At 64.1% G+C, this 26556-nt stretch carries 24 protein-coding genes, 1 tRNA gene and 1 riboswitch; of the genes, 14 read left to right on the top strand and 11 right to left on the bottom strand.

Features of this window, described 5'->3' with window-relative positions; all coding sequences use genetic code 11:
- Positions 1-65: 65 nt before the first annotated feature.
- Positions 66-929, bottom strand: a complete 864-nt coding sequence (locus tag ACSVIE_RS17465) for a winged helix-turn-helix domain-containing protein (RefSeq protein WP_426005994.1) — start codon at positions 927-929, stop codon at positions 66-68.
- Positions 930-1576: 647 nt separating this feature from the next.
- On the opposite strand from ACSVIE_RS17465, the gene ACSVIE_RS17460 reads away from it, so the two are divergent.
- The 3 genes from ACSVIE_RS17460 (at position 1577) to ACSVIE_RS17450 (ending at position 4964) form a co-directional block, all read left to right on the top strand.
- Positions 1577-2317 carry a response regulator transcription factor gene (locus ACSVIE_RS17460; RefSeq protein ID WP_442424670.1) on the top strand — a complete coding sequence of 247 codons (741 nt, stop codon included), beginning with the start codon at positions 1577-1579 and terminating at the stop codon, positions 2315-2317.
- Positions 2318-2320: 3 nt separating this feature from the next.
- The gene (locus ACSVIE_RS17455) at positions 2321-3820 is read left to right on the top strand and encodes a HAMP domain-containing sensor histidine kinase (RefSeq protein WP_442424669.1); all 1500 of its coding nucleotides are present in this window, start codon (positions 2321-2323) and stop codon (positions 3818-3820) included.
- A gap of 134 nt (positions 3821-3954) precedes the next feature.
- Positions 3955-4116, top strand: a riboswitch (cyclic di-AMP (ydaO/yuaA leader).
- Between the two features lie 5 nt (positions 4117-4121).
- Positions 4122-4964: a hypothetical protein gene (locus ACSVIE_RS17450; RefSeq protein ID WP_442424668.1), complete on the top strand. Its 843-nt coding sequence runs from the start codon at positions 4122-4124 to the stop codon at positions 4962-4964.
- A gap of 111 nt (positions 4965-5075) precedes the next feature.
- Here the strand turns inward: ACSVIE_RS17450 and ACSVIE_RS17445 are convergent, their stop codons facing one another.
- From ACSVIE_RS17445 to upp, 4 genes are read right to left on the bottom strand one after another with little or no spacing between them, the layout of a single operon-like run.
- Positions 5076-6461 (bottom strand): pyridoxal phosphate-dependent decarboxylase family protein, encoded by a 1386-nt coding sequence (locus ACSVIE_RS17445; protein ID WP_442424667.1) that lies wholly within the window; start codon positions 6459-6461, stop codon positions 5076-5078.
- Positions 6462-6499: 38 nt separating this feature from the next.
- The gene (locus ACSVIE_RS17440) at positions 6500-7189 is read right to left on the bottom strand and encodes an HAD-IA family hydrolase (RefSeq protein WP_442424666.1); all 690 of its coding nucleotides are present in this window, start codon (positions 7187-7189) and stop codon (positions 6500-6502) included.
- A 45-nt stretch (positions 7190-7234) separates the two neighbouring features.
- Positions 7235-7612 carry a glyoxalase superfamily protein gene (locus ACSVIE_RS17435; protein ID WP_426005988.1) on the bottom strand — a complete coding sequence of 126 codons (378 nt, stop codon included), beginning with the start codon at positions 7610-7612 and terminating at the stop codon, positions 7235-7237.
- Between the two features lie 48 nt (positions 7613-7660).
- On the bottom strand, positions 7661-8296 hold the full coding sequence (upp, locus tag ACSVIE_RS17430; protein WP_400335806.1) for a uracil phosphoribosyltransferase: 636 nt from the start codon (positions 8294-8296) through the stop codon (positions 7661-7663).
- Between the two features lie 22 nt (positions 8297-8318).
- Between upp and tadA the strand changes: the two genes are divergently transcribed.
- Positions 8319-8879, top strand: coding sequence for a tRNA adenosine(34) deaminase TadA (gene tadA / locus ACSVIE_RS17425; RefSeq protein WP_442424665.1), 561 nt, complete (start codon positions 8319-8321; stop codon positions 8877-8879).
- A 3-nt stretch (positions 8880-8882) separates the two neighbouring features.
- Here tadA and ACSVIE_RS17420 read toward each other — a convergent pair whose 3' ends face one another.
- The 3 genes from ACSVIE_RS17420 to ACSVIE_RS17410 are packed head-to-tail and all read right to left on the bottom strand — an operon-like array spanning position 8883 to position 11300.
- Positions 8883-9884 (bottom strand): glycosyltransferase family 4 protein, encoded by a 1002-nt coding sequence (locus ACSVIE_RS17420; protein WP_442424664.1) that lies wholly within the window; start codon positions 9882-9884, stop codon positions 8883-8885.
- Positions 9885-10283, bottom strand: a complete 399-nt coding sequence (locus tag ACSVIE_RS17415; RefSeq protein WP_426005984.1) for a 6-pyruvoyl trahydropterin synthase family protein — start codon at positions 10281-10283, stop codon at positions 9885-9887. It lies immediately after the preceding gene.
- A gap of 3 nt (positions 10284-10286) precedes the next feature.
- Positions 10287-11300 carry a zinc-dependent alcohol dehydrogenase gene (locus ACSVIE_RS17410; RefSeq protein WP_426005983.1) on the bottom strand — a complete coding sequence of 338 codons (1014 nt, stop codon included), beginning with the start codon at positions 11298-11300 and terminating at the stop codon, positions 10287-10289.
- Between the two features lie 115 nt (positions 11301-11415).
- Here ACSVIE_RS17410 and ACSVIE_RS17405 point away from each other — a divergent pair.
- Positions 11416-11505 (top strand) — tRNA-Ser (locus ACSVIE_RS17405).
- Between the two features lie 56 nt (positions 11506-11561).
- Here ACSVIE_RS17405 and ACSVIE_RS17400 read toward each other — a convergent pair.
- Positions 11562-11972 carry a peptidoglycan-binding domain-containing protein gene (locus ACSVIE_RS17400; RefSeq protein ID WP_442424663.1) on the bottom strand — a complete coding sequence of 137 codons (411 nt, stop codon included), beginning with the start codon at positions 11970-11972 and terminating at the stop codon, positions 11562-11564.
- A gap of 391 nt (positions 11973-12363) precedes the next feature.
- Between ACSVIE_RS17400 and ACSVIE_RS17395 the strand changes: the two genes are divergently transcribed.
- The 6 genes from ACSVIE_RS17395 to ACSVIE_RS17370 all read left to right on the top strand — a co-directional run bounded on the left by ACSVIE_RS17395 (position 12364) and on the right by ACSVIE_RS17370 (position 21167).
- Positions 12364-13047: a hypothetical protein gene (locus tag ACSVIE_RS17395; protein ID WP_442424662.1), complete on the top strand. Its 684-nt coding sequence runs from the start codon at positions 12364-12366 to the stop codon at positions 13045-13047.
- A gap of 97 nt (positions 13048-13144) precedes the next feature.
- Positions 13145-13762, top strand: coding sequence for a hypothetical protein (locus ACSVIE_RS17390; RefSeq protein WP_426005978.1), 618 nt, complete (start codon positions 13145-13147; stop codon positions 13760-13762).
- A gap of 84 nt (positions 13763-13846) precedes the next feature.
- A complete protein-coding gene (locus tag ACSVIE_RS17385; RefSeq protein WP_426005977.1) occupies positions 13847-14566 on the top strand; it encodes a YcnI family protein in 720 nt (239 codons plus the stop codon).
- Between the two features lie 107 nt (positions 14567-14673).
- On the top strand, positions 14674-15309 hold the full coding sequence (locus ACSVIE_RS17380; RefSeq protein ID WP_442424661.1) for a DUF4232 domain-containing protein: 636 nt from the start codon (positions 14674-14676) through the stop codon (positions 15307-15309).
- 55 nt (positions 15310-15364) lie between these two features.
- The gene (locus ACSVIE_RS17375; RefSeq protein ID WP_442424660.1) at positions 15365-20344 is read left to right on the top strand and encodes an Lhr family ATP-dependent helicase; all 4980 of its coding nucleotides are present in this window, start codon (positions 15365-15367) and stop codon (positions 20342-20344) included.
- A complete protein-coding gene (locus ACSVIE_RS17370; protein WP_442424659.1) occupies positions 20337-21167 on the top strand; it encodes a DNA-formamidopyrimidine glycosylase family protein in 831 nt (276 codons plus the stop codon). The genes ACSVIE_RS17375 and ACSVIE_RS17370 overlap by 8 nt, the downstream gene beginning before the upstream one ends.
- Here ACSVIE_RS17370 and ACSVIE_RS17365 read toward each other — a convergent pair.
- Positions 21164-22213 carry a LacI family DNA-binding transcriptional regulator gene (locus ACSVIE_RS17365; protein ID WP_442424658.1) on the bottom strand — a complete coding sequence of 350 codons (1050 nt, stop codon included), beginning with the start codon at positions 22211-22213 and terminating at the stop codon, positions 21164-21166. The two genes, ACSVIE_RS17370 and ACSVIE_RS17365, sit on opposite strands and share 4 nt — an antisense overlap.
- Before the next feature lie 354 nt (positions 22214-22567).
- Here ACSVIE_RS17365 and ACSVIE_RS17360 point away from each other — a divergent pair, with 354 nt between their 5' ends.
- The 3 genes from ACSVIE_RS17360 to ACSVIE_RS17350 all read left to right on the top strand — a co-directional run bounded on the left by ACSVIE_RS17360 (position 22568) and on the right by ACSVIE_RS17350 (position 25826).
- A complete protein-coding gene (locus ACSVIE_RS17360; protein WP_442424657.1) occupies positions 22568-23881 on the top strand; it encodes an ABC transporter substrate-binding protein in 1314 nt (437 codons plus the stop codon).
- Between the two features lie 78 nt (positions 23882-23959).
- Positions 23960-24901: a carbohydrate ABC transporter permease gene (locus ACSVIE_RS17355; RefSeq protein ID WP_426005969.1), complete on the top strand. Its 942-nt coding sequence runs from the start codon at positions 23960-23962 to the stop codon at positions 24899-24901.
- Positions 24885-25826, top strand: a complete 942-nt coding sequence (locus ACSVIE_RS17350) for a carbohydrate ABC transporter permease (protein ID WP_442424656.1) — start codon at positions 24885-24887, stop codon at positions 25824-25826. The genes ACSVIE_RS17355 and ACSVIE_RS17350 overlap by 17 nt, the downstream gene beginning before the upstream one ends.
- A 50-nt stretch (positions 25827-25876) precedes the next feature.
- On the opposite strand, the gene yczE is transcribed toward ACSVIE_RS17350, so the two are convergent.
- Positions 25877-26506 (bottom strand): membrane protein YczE, encoded by a 630-nt coding sequence (gene yczE / locus ACSVIE_RS17345; RefSeq protein ID WP_426005967.1) that lies wholly within the window; start codon positions 26504-26506, stop codon positions 25877-25879.
- Between the last annotated feature and the right edge of the window lie 50 nt (positions 26507-26556).

Genomic DNA, 26556 nt, shown 5'->3' with positions numbered 1-26556 from the left:
AGCGCCGGCCGCCTTGAACGCAAAAGACGCCCGCCTCCTGAACGGAGACGGGCGTCCGGTGCTTGCTAGATGGAGTATTCCGGAGCGGCCCAGACAATGACTTCCGGGTGCTCGTAAAAACGGTAGCCCTGGCCACGGACGGTGCGGACCGTGTTGGCGAGGCGACCCAGCTTGGAGCGGAGCCGACGGATGTGGACGTCGATGGTGCGCTCATTGGGGACTTCCTCGGCGTTGCGCCACAGCCCTTCGAGGAGTTCGTCACGGCCGACGGTACGGGTGCCGTTCTCCACGAGGTAGTTGAGGAGCTCGAACTCCTTGAACGTCAGGTTCAGCGATTCACCGTCGAGGTGGACTTCGCGGCGGGCCAAGTCGATCAACACGCCGGAGGGGCGGGCTTCCTGCTGCGGCGCTGGACGGGCGGCTTCAGTGCGCTGGCGTGCAGCGACCGTGGGGTCACCGAAGGTGGAGCGCACGACGTCGAGTGCGGACCCGGGTGCCCCGGCCGGCGCAACAGCGACGGCGGCATAGCTTTCGGCTCCGGTGACGAGGGACTGTGCGTAGGCCCGGATTTCCTGGGCCAGCTTGGCGATGGAGGTTCCGGCTGCGGCGGCTGTTTCCTCGTCAATGCCCATGTAGAGCACGAAGCCACGGGCCACGTTGTCATTAGCCACAGGACGCAGGCGCTCCGACTGGGCCACCACTGGCGTGGGGGCAGTGATGGGAGCAGGCTCTGCAGCGGGGACGGCCCGGAGCTGGCCGTATGAGTTGGGGTTGTAGCCCTGAGGAACGTATCCGGGTGCCTGCTGGGCGCCCTGTGCGGCGGGAGCATAGCCGGGACGGTTGCCGAACCCGGGGCGGAGTCCGGCGTTGGCGGCGGCCTTGTTGGCGTTTCGGACGGAGATGTGGACGTATCCGGATGCAACTGACATGGAGTGCTTACCTCAATAGTGAATAGCCGTCATCGCGGCTTCGAATGCTTGGTGTCCCCGCAATGAGTTGGGGAGGGGCGCCCGACGGTGGGCAAGGGGGCGAATGCCTGAAACTTCTTGGGGTGGAAAGTTAGGCTTGCATTCGACAACAGCGGGTCTCGGGAGCAGCGGGTGCGCTGATCCGGATTGCTGCGGCTGCAGGTGCTGTTGAGTTCTTGTTCACATTGGAAGTGTGCAACGTAACAATGCCAACACGCAAGTAACAAAGCCTGGAACCGTCCACATTTTGAGACATGAGGGACTATTGTGTCGCAAATCACAATTCAGCGGTCCTCGTAAATGAACGCCATTTCATTCGCGAAAGCCGTGAAATATGGCCTCACAAATGAACTTAATTCGGTGCAGGGTGAGAAGATGCGCCACTTGACGTCAGAGGCCCCGCGGCCGGCGGAATCTCACGATCTGAAACAGTTGCTGTCCAATTGCAAAGTGGTTCCGTGTCGATCTTCGGCCCCCGGTCTGGTAGCTGGCCCGGCTCTTTGTCCCCATGCCCCTCGCGGTGGCCGGCATCTCGCTACTGTTGACTTCACAGCGTCCTCACAGGGCAGGCTCAGCAGCGGCAAACGCACAGAACGGAGAGTTGTCCCATGGCATCCCCGCACTCCATGACCAACAACCTTCCCCAGCTGTCCCACCCGGATGGCTCCCCCATCCGCGCCCTGGTGGTGGACGACGAACCAAGCCTCGCCGAACTCATGAGCATGGGCCTGAGAATGGCCGGCTGGTCTGTTGCCATAGCCGGCGACGGACCGCAGGCAGTCAAGCTGGCCAAGGAGTTCCGCCCGGACGTCCTGGTGCTGGATGTCATGATCCCCGGCTTTGACGGCGTGGAAGTCCTCACCAGGATCCGCGCCTTTGCCCCCGAAGTTCCCGCCCTCTTCCTCACGGCCAAGGATGCCGTGGAGGACCGCATCGTCGGTCTCGCTGCCGGGGGCGACGACTACGTCACCAAGCCCTTCAGCATGGAAGAAGTGCTGCTCCGCCTGCACCGTTTGGTCCAGCGATCCGGCGTTGCCGCCATGGATACGGCGGAGCTCGTAGTGGGCGACCTGACGTTGAACGTCGATACCCGTGAAGTGACCCGGGCCGGGGAGGACGTCCAGCTCACGGCCACCCAGTTCGAACTGCTGCGGTACCTCATGGAGAATCCCAAGCGCGTGGTCAGCAAGGCCCAGATCCTGGACCGGGTCTGGGACTACGACTTCGGCGGACAGGCAAACATTGTGGAGCTCTACATTTCCTACCTCCGCAAGAAAATCGAAGCCAACCACCCGCCGATGATCCACACCATCCGTGGTGCCGGATACGTCATCAAGCCAGCGGACTGAGCTTTGGCTGCGCTTACCGGTACCGCCAGCAGTGGCAAGCCCAACTGGCTCAGACCTTCAACGTGGCATCTGCGCACCCGGTTGATCCTGGTGGCGATGGCCTTGCTCATCGCCATCTGTGGCGCCGTGGGAGTAGTCAGTTACGCCTCCATGGACGTGGTGTTCAACCGCCAGCTCGACAAGCAGTTGGAGGAAGCGTCCAACCGCGCAGCAGACTTCGGCAGACCGCCGTCGGGCTTTCCGTCCACGCCGTCCCGCAAGCCGGACCCCTTGGAGGCGCGGGGCCAGGCCGCTGGAACCTTGAATGCGCGGATCAACGGTTCAACGGTCAACAGCTCGGGACTGATCGACGCGGAGGGAAACCGCGTCTCCTTGTCCCAGGACGACCAACAGGTACTGCTCTCCCTGCCCAAGGACAGCACCCCCGTGGACCGCTCCCTCTCCAACGGCGACTACCGCTTGGTGGCAGTAGAAACGGCGTACGGAGATGTCATTGTTACCGGCCTGCCGCTGGCGGACAAGCAAAGCGCGGAGGCGTCGCTGGTGTGGACCATGGTGTTCGTGTCGCTGGGAGGACTGGCGTTGATCGGACTGGCCGGTACCGTCATCATCCGCAGGACCATGCGGCCCTTGGAGCAATTGTCCGACGTCGCCACCAAGGTCTCCCGCCTGCCCCTCGACGCCGGCGAGGTGGCTTTGGCGGTACGGGTACCTCAGGGGGCGGCCCACCCCGGCACGGAAGTGGGCAGCGTGGGCCATGCCCTGAACCAGATGCTCGACAACGTCGCCAGTGCCTTGGAAGCGCGGCAGGCAAGCGAAACCAAGGTGCGCCAGTTCGTGGCGGACGCCTCACACGAGCTCCGCACACCGCTCACCGCAATCCGCGGATACACCGAGTTGCTTCGCATGACCGAGAACTTCACCGAGGACGGCCGGAAGTCCCTGGCCCGCGTCCAGAGCCAGTCGGAACGCATGACAGCCTTGGTCGAAGACCTGCTCCTGCTCGCCAGGCTGGATGAAGGACAAGCGTTGAAGGTCTCGGATGTCGACCTCACCCAGTTGGTGATCGAAACGGTCAGCGACGAGAAAGTGATGGCGCCGGACCACCACTGGAAGCTGCGGCTGCCCGACGAACCAGTCACCGTGCGCGGGGACGCGACACAGCTCCACCAAGTGCTGGCCAACCTGCTCTCCAATGCACGCAAGCACACGGATGCCGGGACAACGGTGGAAACCGGCGTCATGCTGTCCAACGACGGCAGCGCTGTGGTGACCGTGACAGACAACGGGCCTGGTATTCCGGGGGATTTCCAGGCGCGCATCTTCTCCCGTTTTGCCAGGGCAGACGCCGCGAGGTCAGGCTCCGAAGGGACCTCGGGACTGGGCCTTTCCATCGTGGAGTCCATCGTGCGCGCACACGGCGGTACCGTGGACGTCACATCCCGGCCCGGGCGCACCGAGTTCGCCCTCCGCCTCCCTCTGGGGAGCGCCGCACGCCTGTAACAAAATGGGCAAGGCGACGCACCGCCGTCGTGATCTCTGTTACCCAAATGTGACTTAAGCCGATTCGTCCTGTACCGTCGAAAGGGTGGGTCGCCCCAACCTGACCCACACCCGGGATGCGCCGAGCTCTGCCACTTCCCGGAGTTCCGTTCTCACCCAAAGGCAGAGACGGGGGACCCAGAGTCTCCGGGCCCGTGCATAGATTGCCGGCCCTTGGGGTGAAGCCGCTGCTGCACGCGCGGCCGGATGACCTCATCCGAACCCGACAGCTAACTCCGCAGGCGCTGAGAGGTAATCACACATGTCTGAATTGAACGATCAGACGCGCCCTTCCGCGCGTCACCGTGACGATCACAACGCTCCGCTGACCAAATCGCAGGCTGTCCTGAAGGACGCTGCCCGCCGTGGCAAGACCGGTCAGCGCATGTCCGTAGTAGCCGGCGTCGTGGCTGCCGCGCTGGGCGTTGCATCCCTGGGCACCGCCGCAAACGCTGCCTTCAACCTCCCGGAACTGAGCCAGGCCGCCGAAACCCAGGCCAACGCCCAGGTCAGCACCAACAAGGCTGCCGAGATCGCTGCTTCGATGGACGCTGCTGCCGCCCAGGGCGCAGCTGACCGTGCAGCCGCAGACAAGGCCGCTGCCGAACTGGCTGCCGCAGAGAAGGCCGCCGCCGACAAGGCCGCGGCTGAAAAAGCTGCTGCGGAGCAGGCCGCTGCTGCCCAGGCCGCAGCCGAGAAAGCCGCCGCTGATGCTGCCGCCAAGCAGGCCGCCGATGCCGCAGCCGCCGAGAAAGCCGCCGCAGCTGCCGCAGCCGCTGCCGCTCCCAAGGCCATCGACGACCCCGCCGCCGCAAAAGCCTACGCTGCCAGCATCCTGGCAAACTACGGTTGGGGCGCCGGCGAGATGGTTGCCCTGAACACGCTCTGGGAGAAGGAATCGAACTGGCGAACCACAGCCACCAACCCTTCCAGTGGCGCCTATGGGATCGTCCAGTCACTGCCGGCAAGCAAGATGGCCACTGCGGGCGCCGACTGGCAGACCAACTACCAGACCCAGATCAAGTGGGGCCTGAACTACATCAAGGAACGCTACGGCTCGCCTTCCGCAGCCCTCGCCTTCCACTTGGCCAACAACTGGTACTAAGCAAGGCCTGAGCCAGAGCGCCGGTCCGCACCATTCCTTCTGAAAGGAACGGTGCGGACCGGCGCTTTTTCATCCCCTGAATCTGTGCCCGGCAGGTTTATGCCCCGGCAGCTAGGCTTCAGCCTCCGCAGCGCGTCTGACGGCAGCGACGGATGCGGCGACATCGTCCGCATCCGTGGACCAGTTACTCACGGAGATGCGCAGGATGTCACGGCCATGCCACACCGAACCGGACATCCACACCACCCCTTCGGCCATGACTCTCTGCGTGACCCGGCGGGTACGTTCATCGCTGCCGAAACTGACCGACACCTGGGTGAACACCACGTCGTTCAGGATCTCGACCCCGGGGATTGCAGCCAGCCCCTCGGCCAAGGCCCTGGCGTTTGCCGCCAACTTCTCCACCATTGCGATCGTCCCGGACCGCCCCAACGAGCGGAGTGCAGCCCACACCGGAATGCCCCTGGCACGGCGGGAAAGCTCCGGCACTTTCTCGTGCGGGTCGCCGGGGCCGTGGTCATCGGCGGGCAGGTAGCTGGCATGCACACCGAAAGTCCGGCGCATGACATCAGGCCGGGACACGATGGCCAGGCCTGAATCGTAGGGGACATTCAAGGTCTTGTGAGCATCGGTAGCCCAGGAATCCGCGGTTTCCAGCCCCGGCAAGTACTTGCCCAGCTCCGGGCTGACTGCCGCCCACAATCCGAAGGCACCGTCAACGTGGACCCAGGCGCCTTTCCCGTGGGCCAAGCGCACCGCCTCCTGGACGGGGTCGAAGGCACCTGAATGGATGTTTCCCGCTTGCAAGCACACGATCGCCGGCCCTGGCTGCCCGTCCATGGCGGCTGCCAATGCCTCAGGGATGATGCGTCCCTGGTCATCCACGTCCACCGGCGTGCAGTTTCCCAAGCCAAGATAACGGACCACCAGGTCGATGACCTCGTGCCGTTCCCGGCCAACAAACACCGTGACGCGCGGTCCTCCTGCCAGCCCCAAAGTGGCGAGGTCCCACCCCGCCTGCTCCAACACGTACTGGCGCCCTGCTGCCAGCCCCACGAAGTTGGCCATCGTCGCCCCGGTGGTGAAGCCGACGTCGGAGTTTTCCGGAAGGTGCAGCAAGTCCAGCAACCAGGCCGCCGCAGACTCCTCAATGGCCGCAGCAGACGGCGTCGCGAACCGCAGTCCGGTGTTTTGGTCCCATGCGCTGACCATCCAGTCGGCTGCGAGGGCTGCCGGTAGGGTCCCGCCGATCACCCAGCCGAAGAACCTGCCGGACTGCATGGCCATCAGGCCCGGCTCCGCCACCGCAACCAGCTCATCGATCACCGCTGCCGGGTCGGTGGGGCCCTCCGGGAGCGGGGAACCAAGCTTGGCCGCAACCTGGTCGGCATCCATGGTGGGGCGGACTGAACGCGTGGGCACTGATGCCAGCCACTGCTTGGCGTGCGCAACCGCCCGCTCCAGTGCTGCATCATACGCCTCCGGCAACGCAGACATGGGCACAGCCTACGCCGGACGCCCCGATTGGAACAGAGCTATAGCGTCAGGGTGATCAGGTGTCCGCCGTCGATGTCCTTGACGGCCTTGACCGTCACCGCCGAGTAGTTGGGAATCCGCCACATTCCGGGCTCCAGCGCCCCGCCGGCATCACCAACCACGACCGTCCGCATGCCTGCTGCGCGGGCTGCGGCAATGCCTGCGGGCGCGTCTTCGAAAACCACGACGTCGGCCGGTTCCGCGCCCAGCAGCTCCGCGGCTTTGAGGTATCCCTCCGGGTGCGGTTTGCCGCGCGTGACAGCCTCGGCGGTCACCGCCGTCGTGGGCATGGTCAGCCCGGCAGCCTGCATGCGGATGTCGGCCAGTACCCGGTCGGCGGACGTCACCAGGGCGATCGCGTCGTCTGGCAGGGCTTTCAGGAGGGTCTCGGCGCCGGGCAGGGCAATGATGCCGTCCGTGCGGTTGCGTTCCATCTCGCCCAATTCCGCTGTGAGGGCCACGACGTCGGCCCCTTCCGGTGCGTAGCGTCTGATGGTGTCGCCGGCCTGGACGCCATGGGACGTCCGCAGAATCTCGTTGTAATCCAGCCGGTAACGCTCCGCGAATTCAAGCCAAACCTGCTCCACGATTGCCGTGGAATCAACCAGTGTTCCGTCCATGTCGAAGAGGACGGCACGGACGGTAAGGCTCTGTTGTGAATGTGATGGCTGCGCGGCAGGAAGGCTCATACGTCCATCCTGCCGCACAGCGGGCTTGCGGTGCTTGGCGTCGGCTCAGCCGTTCGGGCGCTGGGGTAAGTACTGGACCGCCCACCTGTTGCCGTCGGGATCGGCGAAATAGACAAAGTGTCCCCAGTCCTGGATGTCGATGTCGCTGACATCCACACCGTTTTCCTTGAGCTGCGCATGTGCCTTGTTGATGTCGGCCACCACAACTTGCAGGTTCGGTGCGGAGCCGGGAGGGGCGTCAGTGAGGCCTTCTCCGATGGCGATGGAGCAGGCCGATCCGGGCGGGGTGAGTTGGACAAAGCGGATGCCGTCGGTGGGACGCTCATCGAAATCGGCGTTGAAACCGACTTTGTTGACGTAGAAATCCTTCGCGCGATCGACGTCGGACACAGGGACAAACACCAGTTCAAGTTTCCAGTCCATGCGCCACAGGCTAACGGGGCAGGGTGGAAAGCGGTAGGGGTGGCGCCGTCAGCCCGCGATGCCGTAGAGGCGGTCGCCCGCGTCGCCGAGACCCGGGACGATGTAGGACTTCTCGTTGAGCTTCTCATCGATCGAGGCAAGCACGATCTTCACGTTCTTGTCCGCGAGTTCCTCTTCGAGCTTGGACAGGCCCTCGGGGGCGGCCAGAAGGCAAATGCACGTGACGTCGGAGGCGCCGCGCTTGAACAGGAATTTGATGGCTTCGCGCAGGGTACCGCCGGTTGCGAGCATCGGGTCAAGGACGAAGACCTGGCGGCCGGTCAGGTCCTCGGGGAGGCGCTCGGCGTAGGTGATGATGTCCAGGGTTTCCTCGTCGCGCGCCATGCCCAGGAAGCCAACCTCGGCAGTGGGAACCAACTTGGTCATGCCCTCGAGCATGCCCAGGCCGGCACGGAGGATCGGGACCACCAAGGGCGTGGGCTTGGTGAAGGCCGTGCCGATGGTCTTGGTGACCGGTGTTTCGATTTCCACGGGCTGCGTCTTGACCTCACGGGTGGCCTCGTAGGCCAGCAAGGTGACGAGTTCTTCAGTAAGTTGCCGGAAGACCGGTGAAGGGGTGTTCTTATCCCGCAGTACGGTGAGCTTGTGAGCGACCAGCGGGTGGTCCACGACGAGTGTGCGCATCCCCCAAAACTATCATTGAGACATGAGCCCTACCGAGCCGTATCACGCAGAACACAGTGCTTGGATGGGCCTTGCCCTGGATGAGGCACGGCTGGCGTTGAAAACGGACGACGTGCCGATCGGGGCGGTCGTTCTGGGGCCCGACGGCGGCGTGCTGGGTTCGGGACGCAACGAACGGGAAGCGCACGGCGACCCGACCGCGCACGCCGAGATCGTCGCTATCCGTCAGGCAGCCGCTGCGCTGCAACGGCACGCGTTGGAGCTGGGCGAAGGCGGGGACGGGTGGCGGCTGGAGGACTGCACCTTGGTGGTGACCCTCGAGCCGTGCGCCATGTGCGCCGGTGCGATTGTGTTGGCCCGTATTCCCCGCGTGGTTTTTGGCGCGTGGGATGAGAAAGCCGGGGCGGCGGGCTCGGTCTTCGATATCCTTCGCGAGCGCCGCCTCAACCACTGGGTAGAGGTCTATGCGGGCGTTCGTGAGGACGAATGCGCTGCGCTGCTGAAGGAGTTCTTCGCCGCGCACCGCTCTACCCCCCGCGAGATGGCAGTTAATGGCAATCCGACGCCGCGGGATCGCCATTAACTGTCATCTCGGCGGACGAGCGAGGGCTGCCAGCACTGTCGCCGCCGTGTGCTCCCAGCCCGGGAGACCGTTTCGGGCGTAGACGACTGCCCGGCGCCAGGACTCCCGGGTCGCAGGGTCGGTGAGCCAGGCACGGAGGGCGTTTGCCAGGTCGTTCGGGCCCTCGACGGCCACGGCCCGTCCCGCACCGGAGGTTCCCAGCGCTTCCACAGCCCCGGTCCCCTCCCGCACGATGACGGGTACGCCATGAGCCAGCGACTCGACCACGACCATTCCGAACGCCTCCGACTTCGAAGCGAGGATGCTCAGGTCAGCGGCGTGCCATTGCTCCGCAAGGTCCTGCCCGCCGAGTTCGCCGGTGAGGGTGAGGCGGCGTTCCAGTCCGTGATGTTCGACGGCGGCACGCACCTCTGCGGCGTACGCCGGGTCTGCGTCGGACGAGCCGATGAAGGCCGCACTCCATGCCAGGTCTTTGAGTTGGCTCAGCGCTTCCACGAGCAACGTCTGCTGCTTATTCGGCAGCAGTGCAGCGACGGACACGATACAAGGAGGCTCCGAACCAGCGGCTACGTTGGCGGCTTCCGCTCCGGGCCGTGCCACCACAACGTTGAGTGGGCCGTGCTTGGCTTGCAATTCCGCTGCCGCATGGTTGCTCGGGCAGATCACGCCCGCAGCCGCGGCCAGCGCCTTACCCTCCAGCAGTGGGTGATCCGCCAGCGGCATATGCGAGAGGATCCACACCTTCGCTCCGCCACCAACGGCGGCCGCCACCTCATCCGGTGCCCCGCTCGCCACCAGGCCGTCGGCAATCACCGTTGTACCGCCGTCGAGCGCGTCCGCGAACCGCTGCCGATCCGCCGGGCTGCCCACGGGCCAATCGCCGTCGACGGTTACTGTCTCAACCTCGGCGCCCAAGGCCGCCAATTGCTCAGCGAGTGCCGCGTTGTACTTGTTGCCGCCCGAGCCGTGGCGGACGTTGCCGGGGACGATGAAGCGGATGTCCACTTACTTGGCCGGAAGCTCCAGTGAGTAACCGGCCCAGGCGTCGGGGTTTTCGCGGAGGACGACGTCGATGCCCACGAGCGCTTTACCATCGGCGGTGTCGGTGATCTGTCCCGCTACAGCCTCGGCGATGTGCTTGGCGAGTGCCTCGGTGGTGGAGAGCTTGCCCTTGAAGGCCGGGTGCTCGTCCAGGTTCTTGTAGTTCAGGTCCTCCAGCACGTCCTCAAGGATGCCTCCGGCGGCGCCGATGTCCAGGACGATCGCGTCATCGTTAAGATCACGACGGCGGAAGCTGACTTCCGCGACAAAAGTTGCCCCGTGCAGTCCTTGGGCCGGGCCGAAGGCTTCGCGGGGAAGGCTGTGGGCGATCATGAAATGGCGTCGGACGGTCAGGCTGAACATGTCTTATTCCTCCGGCTTGGGATAGGCGACCAGGTGGCAAAAACCACCGGGCCGTTCGAACAACTTAACAAGGGTGTCGGGCAGGTTCCGGAACAGGCACTCACTGGTGAGGAACGTGTCGAACAATGGATCCTTCAGGGCAGCCGCAGCCGTTTCCAGGCGTTGGGCGTTGCTGCGCCGGTGCCTTCTGGGGAGGGCGACGGCGCCCACTTGGCTGGAGCGGATGTTCAGCCGGCGGGCGTGGAAGTCCTCCCCGAGCGGCAGGGTTACTTCCTTGTCCGCGAACCACGAGAGCTCGATGATGTCCGAGTCGTCCCCAGCCAGCTGGAGGCTCAGTTTGAGGCCTTCGTTGGAGGCTGAGCAATGGAAAACGATGTCGCAGTCATCCTTGGCGTTTTCCGGGAGGGCAAAGTCGATGCCGAGTGTTTGGGCGAGCTTTTCCTTCTCCGGATCAGCGTCCACAAGCTGCAGGCGACCCAGCGGGTACTTCCGCAGGAGCGTCGCCAAGGCGCCACCCACCAAGCCACCACCGACGACGGCGACCCGGTCACCCAGGCGCGGCCCGGCTTCCCAGAGCGCGTTGACTGCCACCTCGACGATGCCGGTGAGGACGGCGCGCTTGGCAGGAACATCCTCTGGAATCTGGGTGAGTTGGCACGTTGGGACCACGTAGTAGTCCTGGTGTGGGTGCAGGCTGAAAACCGTTTTACCCAGCCACTCCTGCGGCCCTTGTTCCACGACGCCAACGTTCAGGTAGCCGTACTTGACCGGCCCTGGGAATTCCCCCTTCTGGTGCGGCGCCTGCATGAGGTCTGCGACGCGTTCAGGGACACGCCCTTCGTGGACAACGCGTTCGGTACCCCGGCTGACCCCGGAGTAGAGCGTCCTGACCAGGGCTTCTTTGTTTTCCAAGGCAGGAAGGTCTTCGGAGCGCAGCTCACCCTGGCCGGACTCGGTGACCCAATACGCCTCGGCCCTAATGGGCTCCTGGGCGCCCTGTTCTTGAGAGATCGTCATGATACTTATGAATCTATCGTTGGGGTGCTCCGGACGGAAGTTGGCACTGGTTTCCGCACCTACGTGATGCCTCGTTTTGGGGAACCGCGCCCATCTCCGGTACCCTATTTCAGTTGGTGACGTGTCCGAGCGGCCGAAGGTGCAACACTCGAAATGTTGTTTGGTGTAAAAGCCAACGTGGGTTCAAATCCCACCGTCACCGCCATGTAGAAAGGCCCCGGTTCCCGTTGTTTATAAGGGAACCGGGGCCTTTTGCTTCGCTCAGATGTTGCAGCCCGATGCACGGGCAGTCGAATACGGGTACCAGCTGACCGGGCCGGGCCCCATCTGAGGAGCGCAAAGAATGTTCCACGTCCGTGGGCCGACGATACCGTCAGCCTGCAGGCCCCAGTAGCGCTGGAATCCGATCACAGCGTTGCGTGTAGCAGGTCCGAAGGAGTTGTCGACAGCCAGAGTTCCGTACGGCGATCCTATGCGCGTCCGGAAGGCGTTGAGCAGGATCTGAATGTTGCCTACGCAACTGGAGTAGCCGCCGTAGCTGTAGTTGTAATCGACGCAGCGTCCAGCCGCCTCAGCCGGTGCCGGAGCGGCGACGCTGAGCGTGCCGCCGAGGACAAGGCTGGCCGCCACTGATGTGAGCGCCAGACTGACGCGTCGGGTTGATTTGCGCACGGTAAATCCTTTCGATGGAGAATTTCGGTCCATGCTAACCCGTGCGCTCGGGTAGTGGGCATGGGCAGCACTGCCCATGACTCAGCAACGCGCCCAGCGAAAAAGCCGGAAAGCGATCCCAGGTTGAAGGTCGCCAACTCCACCTAAGACTTAGACACTCACCCCACGACAGAACGGAAAGGAATTCTAACTTCCGAAGTAGCCGCCTGCAGTAAGGACGGCCTGACCCATGACCCACTGCCCAGCGACACACGCCGCGATCATGCCAGTTCCGAGAATGTATGTTCCCACGCGCGAACCTTTCCGCATACGATGCGCATCCGGCTTCCTCCCCGAACGCCAGAACAAGAAAAGTACAACGAAAACAATACCGTCCTCCCGCCAGGTGCGTTTGACGGTTACCTACGCTGCCCAAAAGGCGCCATTATCAGGTGATTTCCTGGAGGTCCTCCCGGGTTTCGGTAACAGCGATGCTTGCCCCGCCGTCGTCTGGGATGGCGCCGGGGCAAGCCGGAATCAGGGCTCCGTCACGGGCTTGGATGTCGAATGCGGCTGGAAACTCTCCGGCCTGGAAATTCCCGCCGGGGGCTCCGTACAGGCCACGGCCAGGGTGACGGCCGACATCGCGGACCAGAAGGCAATGGACGAGTGGCTGCGCGCCGGAGCCACGGCCACCACAGCCGCACTGCAGGATCCTGCCGTGAAGGGAACAGCCTATCCCGTGCAACGCCTGAAGAACGTGGAGGTGCGAACGGCAGCGCGTGTAGTGACTCCCAGCCCGCTCAACATCACCTTGGTCCCGGTGTGGGCTGGTGGAGCCGATGAACTCAACCCGCTCTATGTCAGTCCCGCATCCGGCAAACCGTCCCGGATGTTCGAGGCTGTGACCGGCGGGGAGAAAGGCCTGCGCTTCGCCGACGGCTGTGGCGGCGCGTTGGCGGTGGACAGCTCGGGGCTTACGGTTACAGCACTGCAGATCACGCCCCAATGCACGGTGCGGGCCAGCGTTGGGAACTTTACTGAGTTGCAGTCGCCACCGTTCGCCATTACCTCCCGGGAAAACGCAGGCCAATAGGCGGCTTCCCATCCAAGGAGGGGCCGGCAACGAAGTCCGGATAGAATCGAAGCCGCAGCCAAGCCAAAACGCCAGGCCAAAACCAAGGGAGGACTCCGTGCGGACATCGCAGCCCCGGTCGCCCTTCCATGCCCTGCGGTCGGTAGCCATGGCGCTGGTGATCGTCCTTTTGGCGGCCGGTGCACACGTCCTCGGCGGAGGCTCCCTGCCAACGGCGCCCGTACTCGCGGCACTTATCACGCTGACCGGTCTTGCGGCAACGCTCGCAACGCGGTTCAAACTGAACTTCGCGGGCATGGCGGCCCTGCTGGGCACCGGGCAACTCTTGCTGCACGAGGCCTTCACCGCCTTGGCTCCACTTGACACCACCGTGCGCACCGGCAGCCACCATGCCGGCACTGAATTGTTGACTCCGGCGTTGGACCCGGCAACCCACCTCCACGAACCGGGCACCACAGCGGGTGCCCTGATGTTCGCGGCACACGTGGTTGCCACCATCGTTTCGGCAGCGGCGCTGGCAAAGGGCGAGGACGCGCTGTGGCAGCTGGCAGCGTGGTTGCGTCCTTTGGTCACGCTGCCGTCGTTGCTGTTCAGGCCCGACGCCGGTGCCACGCCTGTCTCTGTCGGCGCACCTGACGTTTTCCTCCCCCGCCCCTGGCGGAACCTAAGGCAAGACAGCCGCCGCGGCCCGCCCGCCGCCGTCGTACTTCCTTAATTCCGCCCGGCACCGCCTCTTCCTGGTGACGGGCTCCAAACCCGTACCCGCGCCCGTCTTTGGCGCACCTTGAAAGGCAATCCCATGAAGAACTCCGCCCTCCGCCGTACCCTGTCCGCAACCGCCGTCGCGGGTGGAACCGCCGCCCTGATGATGGCCGGCCTTGCCGGAGCATCAGCCCACGTCGGCGCCGACCCCAACAAGACCGCAGCCAACTCCTACGCGCTGGTGACCTTCGGCATCCCGCACGGTTGCGACACCTTCGGGACCACCAAGGTTGCCATCACGCTGCCGGAGGAACTCAACGATGCGCAGCCCACAGTCAACCCCAACTGGACGGTGGAAAAGGTGACGGAAACGCTGGCCGAGCCCAAGAAACTGGACGACGGCACGAGCATCACCAAGCGCACCAGTCAGATCGTCTACACGGCCAAGGCACCGCTGGATCCGCACCTGCGCGACGCCCTGGTCCTGTCGGTCAAGCTGCCCGACGCCGCCGGTAAGACCATCTACTTCCCCACCCTCCAGACGTGCGAGCAGGGCCAGACCGACTGGGCTGAGATCCCCAAGGACGGCCAGAATGAGCACGACCTGAAGTCCCCCGCGCCGTCGGTGACCATCACGGCGGCCGAGGCTGAAGGCGACCACCACGCCGCCGCCACGGTGTCCACGGAACAGGCCTCGTCGGTGAGGGACGACGGATCCCAGGCCATGGGTTGGGCAGGTCTGGTTGCCGGGCTTGCCGGCCTGGTTCTGGGCGGCGTGGCATTCTTCCGCAGCCGTCCGGCCAAGTCCGCCAAGTAGGTCTGTCACGGTGATGGCGTCCGGAACATCACGATCCGGACGCCATTTCCGTAGTGGACGCCGTGGCTCGATTGACTCGCGCCACGGCCGCCGCAAGGCTGGTGCCCATGTGGACTCAGCGCATCAAAACCGGACTTGTACTGACGACGACGGCGGCCAGCACGGCGCTCCTTCTTGCCGGCTGCGGGCCAAGCCCCAGCCCCTCGGGCACCACCAGCGCCTCACCCACCCAGTCGCAGTCGCCAAGTACGACGTCGGCATCGCCCACGGTTTCCCCCTCGCCTTCTGCGACGGGCTCAGCAACGTCCGCCGCTCCCGCGGGGCCCGCCTTGTGCAAAGCGGCTTCGCTGACGGCCTCAACAGACTCCACCGGCGGCGGTGCTGCGGGCAGCATCTACGAAAAACTGATTCTGACCAACTCCGGCACGGCCCCCTGTGTCCTGGAAGGCTTCGCCGGTGTCTCACTGACGGCCGATGCCAACGGCGAGCCGATCGGGGAGCCCGCCACCCGCGAAACCACCACGCCTGTTACGCGGATCGAACTTGCGCCGGGAAAGGCTGCCTGGGCTGAGCTGAAGTACACGCAGGCCGGCAACTACGGGGACTGCACGCGGGTTCCTGCCGCCGGGTTCCGTATCTATCCACCGGAGGACACGGCCTCGCTCTTCGTCGCAGAACCGCACGATGCCTGCAGCAATCCGGGCATCAAACTCCTGACCATCACAGCTTTCCAGGCCGTCTGAGGCCGACCCCGCGGCCCCGGCTTATTCTGTCGGGGCCGTGGGGCATGATGGAGGAATGCAGGAGCAGCAGGCGTCCGCAGGCGCCATCAGCCGTTTCAGCCAGGCAACCAGGGAATGGTTCCTCGGCGCATTTTCCGTGCCTACGCCTGCGCAGGATGGCGCGTGGAATGCCATTTCCTCCGGTTCGCATGCCTTGGTGGTGGCTCCGACGGGCTCCGGAAAAACGCTTGCTGCCTTCCTGTGGGCCCTGGACCGATTGCATTCCTCGCCAACGGACACCCTGCCCGGCCTTGAAGACGCAGCCCCGGGCAAGCGTGCCAAAAAACCCAAGACCAAAACCCGGGTCCTCTATATTTCGCCGTTGAAGGCCCTCGGCGTAGACGTGGAACGCAACCTTCGCTCGCCGCTGATCGGAATCACGCAGACAGCCAAACGTTTGGGGCTCCCCGCGCCGCTGGTGACGGTCGGCGTCCGCTCCGGGGATACGACGGCGGCGGACCGCCGTTCGCTGTTGTCCAACCCTCCGGATATCCTCATCACCACTCCGGAATCCCTGTTCCTCATGCTGACCTCCCGGGCACGGGAGACACTCAGCGAAGTCGATACGGTGATCATCGACGAAGTCCATGCCGTTGCGGGGACCAAGCGCGGCGCCCACCTGGCTGTGTCCTTGGAGCGGCTCGATGCCCTCCTGCCAAAACCCGCCCAGCGCATTGGCCTCTCGGCCACGGTGCAGCCGCGCGAGCTAGTGGCACAATTCCTGGCAGGGCAGGCTCCGGTGGAGATTGTCGCTCCGCCGTCCAAGAAGAATTGGAACCTCACAGTCACGGTCCCTGTTGAGGACATGTCCGACCTCCAAGGTGCTTCCGGAGCCTTCGACTCCGGCCCTGCCTCCGGACTGCAGCCGCAGGCCTCCATCTGGCCCCATGTGGAGGAAAAGATCGTGGATCTTGTCCTCTCCAAGCAATCCACCATCGTGTTCGCCAACTCCCGCCGTTTGGCCGAACGCCTGACCGCCCGGCTCAACGAGATCTACGCGGAACGCCAGCTGATGGCTGAAGCCGGGTCGGTTTGGGAGGCGCCTGCCCAAGCCGAAGGTGCCGGCAACCGGGGTACAGGGCCCGCGCCCTCCGCACCTTCTGATGCTGGTGGCGGTGGCGCGGCCACTACGGCCAAGGTACCCGTCTCCACTGCGACTCCGGCCCACATGATGGCCCAGGCCGGAAGCACCACAGGCGCTGATCCTGTCCTTGCCCGCGCCCATCACGGCTCCGTGTCCAAGGACCAACGTGCGCTGATCGAGGACGACTTGAAGTCGGGCCGGCTTCGGTGCGTTGTGGCTACGTCTTCGCTGGAGCTTGGCATCGACATGGGTGCCGTGGACTTGGTCATCCAGGTGGAATCACCCCCGTCGGTGGCCAGTGGACTGCAGCGCGTGGGCCGTGCGGGCCACCAGGTGGGCGAGATCTCCGAGGGCGTGCTCTTTCCCAAGCACCGCGCGGACCTGCTCCACACCAGCGTCACTGTGGAGCGCATGCTCAATGGCCAGATCGAGCGGCTCAGCATCCCCGCCAACCCGTTGGACATCCTCGCCCAGCAGACGGTGGCAGCCACGGCGTTGGGCAGCATCGATGTGGAGGAATGGTTCAGCACGGTCCGGCGCTCAGCGCCCTTCGCCAGCCTCCCCCGATCGGCTTTCGAGGCGACCCTGGACTTGTTGGCAGGCCGGTACCCCTCCGATGAGTTCGCCGAGCTCCGGCCACGCATTGTCTGGGACCGGCATGCAGGAACCATCGAAGGCAGGCCCGGCTCCCAGCGCCTGGCGGTGACCTCGGGCGGAACCATTCCGGACCGGGGCCTGTTCGGCGTCTACATCATCGGTACTGAAGTTGAAGGAACCGGTTCTTCCGGCGAGGGTGACGGTTCCGGCGCTTCAGCGCGGGCAGCGAAAGGCGGCCGCCGCGTCGGCGAACTCGACGAGGAAATGGTCTACGAATCACGGGTGGGAGACATCTTCGCACTGGGGGCCACCAGCTGGAAGATCGAAGACATCACCCACGACCGTGTGCTGGTATCCCCCGCGTTCGGCCAACCTGGAAAGCTGCCCTTCTGGAAGGGTGATTCACTGGGCCGCCCGGTGGATCTGGGCCGCGCCCTCGGCGCCTTCATCCGGGAACTCTCCGCGGCCGATCCCGAGCCAGCCATGGAACGCTGCCAGGCAAGCGGCCTGGATGCATTTGCCGCCAGTAACCTGCTGCAGTATCTGGACGAGCAGAAACAGGCCACGGAAGTCGTTCCGAGTGACCGGACCTTGGTCGTGGAACGATTCCATGATGAGCTGGGCGACTGGCGGGTGGTGTTGCACAGCCCGTTCGGCATGCCCGTCCACGCTCCCTGGGCCCTGGCAGTCGGACAAAGGCTGCAGCAACGCTATGGCCTGGACGGTTCGGCGATGGCGGCAGACGACGGCATAGTCCTGCGCGTCCCCATGATGGAGGATGAGCCGCCGGGCGCTGAGCTTTTCCTCTTCGACCCCGAGGAACTCGAGCAGATCGTCACCGCCGAGGTCGGTGGCAGCGCCCTCTTCGCTTCGCGTTTCAGGGAATGCGCAGCCCGCGCCCTGCTCCTGCCACGCCAAAATCCCACCAAGCGCCAACCCTTGTGGCAGCAGCGCCAGCGTTCTGCCCAATTGCTGGACGTCGCCAAGAAGTACCCTGCTTTTCCCATCGTGCTCGAAACAGTCCGGGAGTGCCTGCAGGACGTCTACGACCTCCCTGCTTTGAAGGACATCGCGGCATCGGTTGAGCGCCGGGAACTGCGCATTGTCCAAACCACCACGCAGCAGCCGTCTCCCTTCGCCAAGTCGTTGTTGTTCGGGTACGTGGCGCAATTCCTCTACGAGGGCGACTCTCCCCTGGCCGAGCGTCGTGCCGCCGCCCTTGCGTTGGACTCCACGCTCCTCAATGAACTCCTGGGCCGGGTGGAGCTGCGCGAGCTCCTGGACGCCAAGGTTATCGACACCACGGAGCACGAGCTGCAACGGCTGGTGCCGGATCGGCGCGTACGCGGCATGGAAGGGGTTGCAGACCTGCTGCGGTTGCTGGGTCCGCTGGCGGTGGAGGAAGTGGCCGAACGTTTGCAAGGCCCGGACAGCCTGACCATGCCCGAGACGGACGACGTATCCGAGCAAATCAGCGCGCCACCGGCCACGCCGGCTGAGGCTGAATTGCATCTCCTGGCACTCCAGAAAGCCAACCGTGCGCTCAAGGTGACCATTGGCGGCGTCGAACGTTTCGCTGCGGTGGAAGATGCCGCCCGTCTGCGCGACGCCATCGGTGTCCCCCTGCCCATGGGCGTTCCGCTGGCCTTCATCGAACCGGTCAACGATCCCCTTGGCGACCTCGTCTCGAGGTATGCCAGGACTCATGGGCCATTCACGGCAGCAGAAGCGGCCACCCGCCTGGGACTGGGCGTCGCGGTCGTCACTACGGCCCTGAAACGGTTGGCGGGTGACGGCCGTGTTGTCGAGGGGGAGTTCCGGCCGCACGCTGTGGCCACCACGCCCGACGCAGGCACGGAGTCCCTCGAAGCCCCGCCTTCCAGCGAATGGTGCGATGCCGAGGTCCTGCGAAAGCTCCGGCGCCGTTCCCTTGCGGCGTTGCGGGCCGAAGTGGAGCCGGTCGACGCCGCGGCGTATGGCCGTTTCCTTCCGGCGTGGCAGAACGTCGCTGCTCCCGGTAAGTCGCGCAGCCAGGCACTGCGCGGGCTGGACGGCATCATCACCGCTGTTGATCAGCTATCGGGGGTTCCGGTTCCGGCGTCAGCGTGGGAGCCCTTGGTCCTCGCGAGCCGCGTTGCCGACTACAAACCCGCCATGCTGGACGAACTCATGGCAGCGGGCGAACTTCTCTGGTCCGGTGCCGGGTCCCTGCCGGGAAACGACGGATGGATCAGCCTCCACGTGGCTGATTCCGCCGAGCTCACCCTCAACCCGTCCCCGGAGTTCGAACCCGGTGACGCCCAGCAACGCCTGCTCGAATACCTGGGCGCGGGAGGCGGCTACTTCTTCCGGCAGCTCACCGACGTCGCCGGCGGCATGGACTCCGTACTCAGCGACGACGCCGTGGTTTCCGCCCTGTGGGATCTCGTATGGGCGGGCCGGGTCACAGGAGACACCTTCGCCCCGGTGCGGGCCATGATCGCGGGCGGACGAACGGCACACCGCCAGGTCGCCAAGGCGCCACGGGCGCGGGCGCCGCGGATGAGCAGGCTCGGCCGGCACGGCGCCGGACTCCTGGGAACACCCGGCCTGACCGGAGGCCGCTACGGATCCGTGGCCGCGCAGGCACCTACGCCGCCACTCGCCGTCGGGCGCTGGTCAGCGCTGCCCCTGCCGGAACTGGACCCGACCATCCATGCGCGCGGCACCGCCGAACTCCTCCTGGACCGCTACGGAGTGGTCACCCGCGGTTCGGTGAAGGCCGAAAACATCCTGGGCGGGTTCGGCCTTATGTACAAAGTGCTCGCACGGCTTGAGGAAACCGGACGCTGCCGCCGCGGATACTTCATTGAGCACCTCGGTGCTGCCCAGTTCGCCGTACCCGCCACTGTTGACCGGTTGCGTTCCTTCACCGAGGACGCGCGGATCGCCGCAGCGGAACCGTCGGCGCTGGCCTTGGCCGCCACCGACCCCGCCAATCCATACGGCGCGGCCCTCCCCTGGCCGTCAGTAGCCGGCGACGCGGGTTCGGGCCACCGTCCGGGCAGGAAGGCCGGCGCCTTGGTGGTAATGGTCGACGGCGCGTTGGTCCTTTACGTAGAACGCGGCGGGAAGACGTTGCTGACGTTCAGCCACGACGAGGCCGCCCTGGCAGTCGCCGCAGAGGCGCTGGTGGGAGTGGTCCGGCGGGGCGCCGTAGACAAGCTGTTCATGGAAAAGGTCAACGGACACGACCTCCTGGAAACCCCGGTTGCCGTGGCCCTTGCCGCTGCGGGAGCTTACTCTACGCCGAAGGGATTGCGGATCCGTGCCTGAAGGGGACTCCATTTGGCGGGCCGCCCACAAACTGAACCAGGCGCTGGCCGGCGAGGTGATCACGGCGTCGGACTTCCGCGTTCCCCGCTTCGCAACGCTGAACCTGGCAGGGTGGACCATGACCGAGGTGGTGCCGCGGGGAAAGCACCTGCTGATGCGCCTTGTGGGCCCTGAAGACAAGGAACCCGGAGCCAGCCGGACACCCCGCGCCCTCACCATCCACTCGCATTTGAAGATGGAGGGGGCCTGGATGGTCTACGCCCCCGGTGGGCGCTGGACCAAGCCAGGCCACACAGCCCGGTGCGTGCTGCGGACCGCCGTGGCGGACGCCGTCGGATTCTCGCTTGGCATCCTTGAGGTGATACCCACCGGAGAGGAAGAAAAGGTGGTTGGACACCTTGGCCCGGACCTCCTGGGGCCGGACTGGGATGAGGAAGAAGCCCTGCGGAGGCTCCGGGCCGAACCCGAGGTTCCTGTGGGCTACGCGTTGCTGGACCAGCGCAAGCTTGCCGGGATCGGCAACATCTACCGCTGTGACTCCTGCTTTTTGTCAGGCATCCACCCGGCGGTACCGGTCGGCCAGGTCCCGGACCTTGCAAAGATCGTCAATGACGCAAAGCGCCTCCTGGGCGAAAACCTCGGTCCGGGGCGGCGATCAACCTTGGGCCCCCGCGCCATGCGTCCCGGCTACTGGGTGTACGGAAGGACCCGGCAGCCGTGCCGGCGGTGCGGTACTCCTGTGCAGCACGGCCTCCTTGCCGCCCCTGATGGCACCGAGGAAAGGGACATCTACTTCTGTCCGCGGTGCCAGCCCGGCTCCTAGTGCCCAGGCCCCGCGTCCTGGCCGGCGAAGCCCGTTGACTCACGACGGACAATCCTGAATCCGGCTTTGACCGTTTTGGGTGCGGATCCCTCCTCGCTTTCTTGGATGCGGTCCACCAGCAGTCCAACGGCTGTCTCTGCGATCTCCGTCCTGCCCGGATCAACGCTGCTCAATGAAGGCAGGGAGTATCGGCCCTCGTCCAGATTGTCGAAACCCATCAGGGCCACGTCGTCCGGAATGCGTATGCCTGCCTGCGCCAGGGCCCTTAGAGCGCCGAGGGCCAAGGTGTCGTTGAGGGCAAAGATCGCGTCGAAACCGACGCCGGTGGCGAGAAGATGCTGCACGGCATGCACACCCGTTTCCCTGCCCCAGACTCCGCCCCGCACTATCAAGGCCGGATCAGGTTTGATGCCGTACTGTTCCAAGGCCTGCGCGTACCCGCGCTCCCTTAGGCTCGCTGAACTGGCGTCGTCTTCCGTAGCGGCCGCGGCGCCCACCAAGGCAATCCTCGTCCGGCCGATGCCCAACAAATGATCAACGGCGGCCCGGGCAGATGAGGTGTTGTGCATGGTTACGTGATCCGTGGGGCCATGGAAGATGCGTTCGCCGAGAAGAACCAGAGGATCGGCGGTATTCAGGACATGGACGTCCTGCTGACCCAGGGCCGCCGGGCTGAACAGCAGGCCGTCGATAAACCGAAGCTGGCCGCCCGAAAGGACAGAGAGCTCCTTTTGTCGATCACCGTTTGTCTGCTCGATCAAGACCCGGAGCCCGCGTTTGGCGGCTGCGCGGATGACGGCGTCAGCGAGTTCGGCGAAGTAGGACTCACGGAGGGATGGAACAGCCAGGCCGATCACCCCGGTCTTGCCGGATCGCAGACCGCGCGCTGACAGGTTGGGACGGTATCCCAGCTCCGACATCAGGCGTTGCACCCGCTCGCGGGTGACAGCTCCCACCTTGGGGTTATCGTTCAGGACGTTTGACACCGTCTTGATGGAAACGCCCGCTGCCCGCGCTACATCGTGAAGCGTCGGGTTCGTAGTCATGTGGCCTTTCCATCCCCGGCAGGATCTCCGATCAGGGCATTGCGTAGATCATAACTTCACAATCCGGACTCCCGGAGATTTCCTTGACGCCCCTCTCCCCGCGGTCCTAGCATTAGGTTCAACGTTGTACCCGGCCATTTGGTTGGAGTTTCTTGAGCTCACGCCGGAGCATTGACCCTCCGCGTGCGGCTCAAACCCCGCGCCACCGTCTCCGCCCACAAGAATCGGAGACCTCTCCCATTCCCATGGCTCACAGATACGGTTCTGCCCTATTTATACAACGTTGTAAATGGCCGAGCAGGGGACATCCCCCGATTCCGGAAGAGACGCTCATCGACGACGAAGGAGTAAACAATGCTGAAACAGAGTCTTGTGGCTGCAGCGACCATCATCGCCTCAGCCCTCGCCCTTAGTGGGTGCTCAGGAGGGACGGCACCAGCGGCTGACAAGGCTGTCCCCACGGACAAGCCCATCACGCTCACCGTGTGGAGCTGGGACGGAACAGTCAAGGAAGCAGTGCCCGGATTCCAAAAGCTCCACCCGAATATCACCGTCAAAGTAGTGAATGCAGGCTCATCCACCGATGAGTACACCGCCTTGGACAATGCCATCCAGGCAGGATCCGGCGTGCCTGACATTGCCATGTTCGAGTACTTCTCCCTGCCGCTTTTCGCCATCCCCGGGAAGCTCACCGACCTTTCGGAATTCGGCGCCAAGGACCTGGCCAAGGATTACGTCGACGCCGCCTGGGGCAACGTAACGATCGACGGAAAACCGTATGGCCTTCCCTCTGACTACGGCCCCGCCGCCATGTTCTACAACCAGGAAGTACTCACACGAGCGGGCGTTTCGACGCCGCCGGCCACGTGGGACGAGTATTACGACGCCGCCAAGAAGGTCCGCGCTCTGGGCGGCGATCACTACATCACCAACGACTCGGCCGACATCTTCCTGCTGATGTCACTCATGTGGGAAGGCGGCGGCCGTCCTTTCAAGGTGGATGGAACGGACGTCACCATTGACTTCAAGGACGCCGGAAGCAGCCGGGCAGTCGAATACTGGCAAAAGCTTATCGACGAAGACCTGGTCAACACGAAGGTGACCGGCTGGTCCGATGACTGGAACCGCGGCCTCAACGAAGGGACGCTGGCAACCCAGCTCATTGGTGGCTGGTTCACCTCCACGCTCCCGGAGAGGGCTCCGGACGCGGCAGGGAACTTCCGCATTGCTCCGCTGCCCCAGTGGAAGGCCGGGGAAACGTCCGGCGCGGAGAACGGTGGGAGCGCCATGGCCATACCGGCCGCCGCCCAGAACAAGGAAGCCGCGTACGCCTTCCTTGAGTACTTCACGCACGGAGACGGGCTACAGTCCCGGATCGATGCCGGAGCCTTTGTTCCCAACCTCTCCAACCTCAACAACGAAGAGTTCCTGAATACCACCAACACATTCTTCGGGGACCAGAAATACAACCAGGTCCTTGCCGAAGCCTCCAAGAATGTGGGCACCGGATGGCAGTACCCACCCTTCTTCGGCTGGGCCCGTTCCAACTACGAAGATGTGGCGGCGCCGCTGTATGACAGCAAGACCGGCACCCTCGCCGAGGTGCTCGAAACGTGGAAGCAGCGCAGCATCGCCTACGGCAACGAACAGGGATTCACCGTCCGATAGCAGCACCGTTGCCGTGCGGCACGCAACCGCACGGCAACGGTTCCTGTTATGTCGATGAATCATGAAAGTAGGATTCCCATGAGTCGCCACTTGCTCGCGAGCAGCAGATCGGAACCAGCCTTGTCACCTGAACCCGCCGTCTTCCGACGGCCCAGGCGACCCAAGGCCGGCTTGTTCTTTATCGCCCCCTTCGGTGTGCTGTTCCTCTTCGTCTTCATCATCCCGATCTGCTATTCCGCCTACACCAGCCTGTTCCAGAACAAGCTGATCGGCGGGAAGGTGTTCATCGGTCTGGACAATTACGTCAAGCTGTTCCAGGACAGCCAGTTCTACGACGGCGCCATCCGGGTTGTGTTGTTCACCGCTATTCAGGTGCCCATCATGCTCTTTTGCGCCATTGCACTGGCCCTGGCCTTGGATTCGCTCAAGTTGCACGGTGCCCGGTTCTTCCGCATCGTCGTTTTTCTGCCCTACGCCATCCCCGCCATCGTCTCCACGCTCATGTGGGGTTTCATGCTGGGAATCAAGTACGGGCTGTTGGGGAGCCTGAACCAGGCCGCGGGCACTTCCTTCAACCCCTTCGCGCCTGAGACCACGATGACGTCCATAGGAATCATGGTCACGTGGGGTTTCACGGGATATAACATGCTGATCTTCTATGCGGCACTCCGCGCTGTGCCCAGGGAACTCTACGAGGCCGCTGCCATTGACGGAGCGTCCGAGTGGCAAATCGTCCGGCACATCAAATTGCCTGCCTTGCGCTCCTCCCTGGTGGTCACGATCATCTTCTCGATCATTGGAACCTTCCAGTTGTTCAACGAGCCGAACATCCTGGCCACGCTGGTCTCCAACAGCGGCATCACCTCGTATTACACACCAAACATGTACGCCTACAGCCTTGCTTTCAACGGGTCGCAGCAAGGGTACGCTGCCGCACTGGCCTTGGTCATGGCGGTCTTCACCATCGCCATCGCGTACATCGTGCAAATCAAGGGAATGAAGAATGTCCTCAACAAGTAGCCAGGTCGCCACCCCCGCGCCTCCCCGGCAATCACCAACGCCGGCCCAAGGGCCGCGCCGGAAGCTGTACACGATGATGAACCCGAAGAAGAGCACGGGCATTACTGTCCTGACGGGAATTTTCGCACTGTACTGCCTGGTGCCGATGGTGTGGCTCGTTATCAACGCCACCAAGACCCAAGGCGATTTCGTTTCATCATTCGGGCTTGGCTTCGGCCGGGAGTTTGCCCTCTGGGACAATGTGGTGCAGGTGTTCACCTTCCAGGAAGGCATCTTCACGCGATGGCTCCTGAACACGGTCCTTTACGTGACCGTTGGCGCCGTGGTGTCAACGTTCCTGGCTGCGCTGGGCGGCTATGCCTTGGCCAAACATGACTTCGTGGGTCGGCGCTCTTTCCTGCTCGTCGTCCTGGGTTCGATCTCGGTACCGGGCATCGCGTTGGCCATCCCCCAGTTTCTGCTCTTCGCCCAGCTGGGAATCACCAACACCCCTTGGGCGGTGCTCATTCCATCCTTTATCAATCCCTTTGGTCTCTACCTCATGTGGGTGTTTGCAGACCAAGCCGTGCCCAACGCATTGATCGAGGCTGCGCGGATCGACGGTGCGGGTGAATTCCGGATCTTCCTGCAGATCGCCATGCCCATGCTGGCACCTGCCACCGTGACAGTCCTGCTGTTCTCCTTTGTTTCCATCTGGAACAACTACTTCCTGCCGCTCATCATGCTCAAGGATCCCGCGTGGTACCCGTTGACCATCGGAATCAACCAGTGGAACAAGCTCGGCTCCACCGCGGGCAACGGCGAATTGATCCAGAACCTGGTCATCACCGGTTCGCTGTTGATGATCATTCCGCTGATCATCGCGTTCCTCAGCCTGCAAAGATACTGGCAGTCCGGCCTGTCACTGGGGGCCGTCAAGGATTAGACGCGCACGGGTCCGAGCTCCATGCCGGGCCCCTGATCTGCAGTTCGTCATCAGGCAGCCCGGGCGGCCTCCACGGATTCCGTGGGGGCCGTCACCGTGCCGCGCTCGGGCACCATGAACCTTGGCAGCAGCAACTGCACGATCGGCCCGATAGCCAGCGCGTAAACCACTGTTCCCACGCCCACGGACCCACCCAGCAACCAGCCCACAGCCAGCACCACAACCTCGATGCCTGTGCGGACCAACCGAACCGACCACCCGGTACGGCGCACGAGTCCGGTCATCAGGCCGTCACGTGCGCCGGGGCCAAGCCGCGCCCCGATATAGCAGGCGGATGCGATGCCGTTGAGGATCACGGCGCCGGCCAGCATGGCGATCTGGCCGCCAAGGTGGGAGAACACGGGAATCAGCCATAAACCCAGGTCCGCGAAAAGACCTACCAGCACTGCGTTCGCGAGCGTTCCGATCCCGGGCATCTGCCGCAGTGGGATCCAGAGGAGCAGGACCAGGAAACTAACGGCGATGACCACCACTCCAATGCTGAAGCCGGTCTTTTGGGACACGCCTTGGTGGAACACGTCCCAGGGATCCAAGCCAAGTCCGGCGCGGATGAACATGGCCAGTGATATGCCGTACATCGCGAGGCCGATCAGGAGCTGGGTGATTCTTCGGGTCATCATGAACCCATCTTTGCGAGAAACTGGCCTTGTTTTCCATAGCCAGTTTGGAA

Source organism: Paenarthrobacter sp. NCHU4564, assembly GCF_052156435.1.
GTDB lineage: Bacteria > Actinomycetota > Actinomycetes > Actinomycetales > Micrococcaceae > Arthrobacter.
This window is presented reverse-complemented; position numbering and strand designations above follow the sequence as displayed.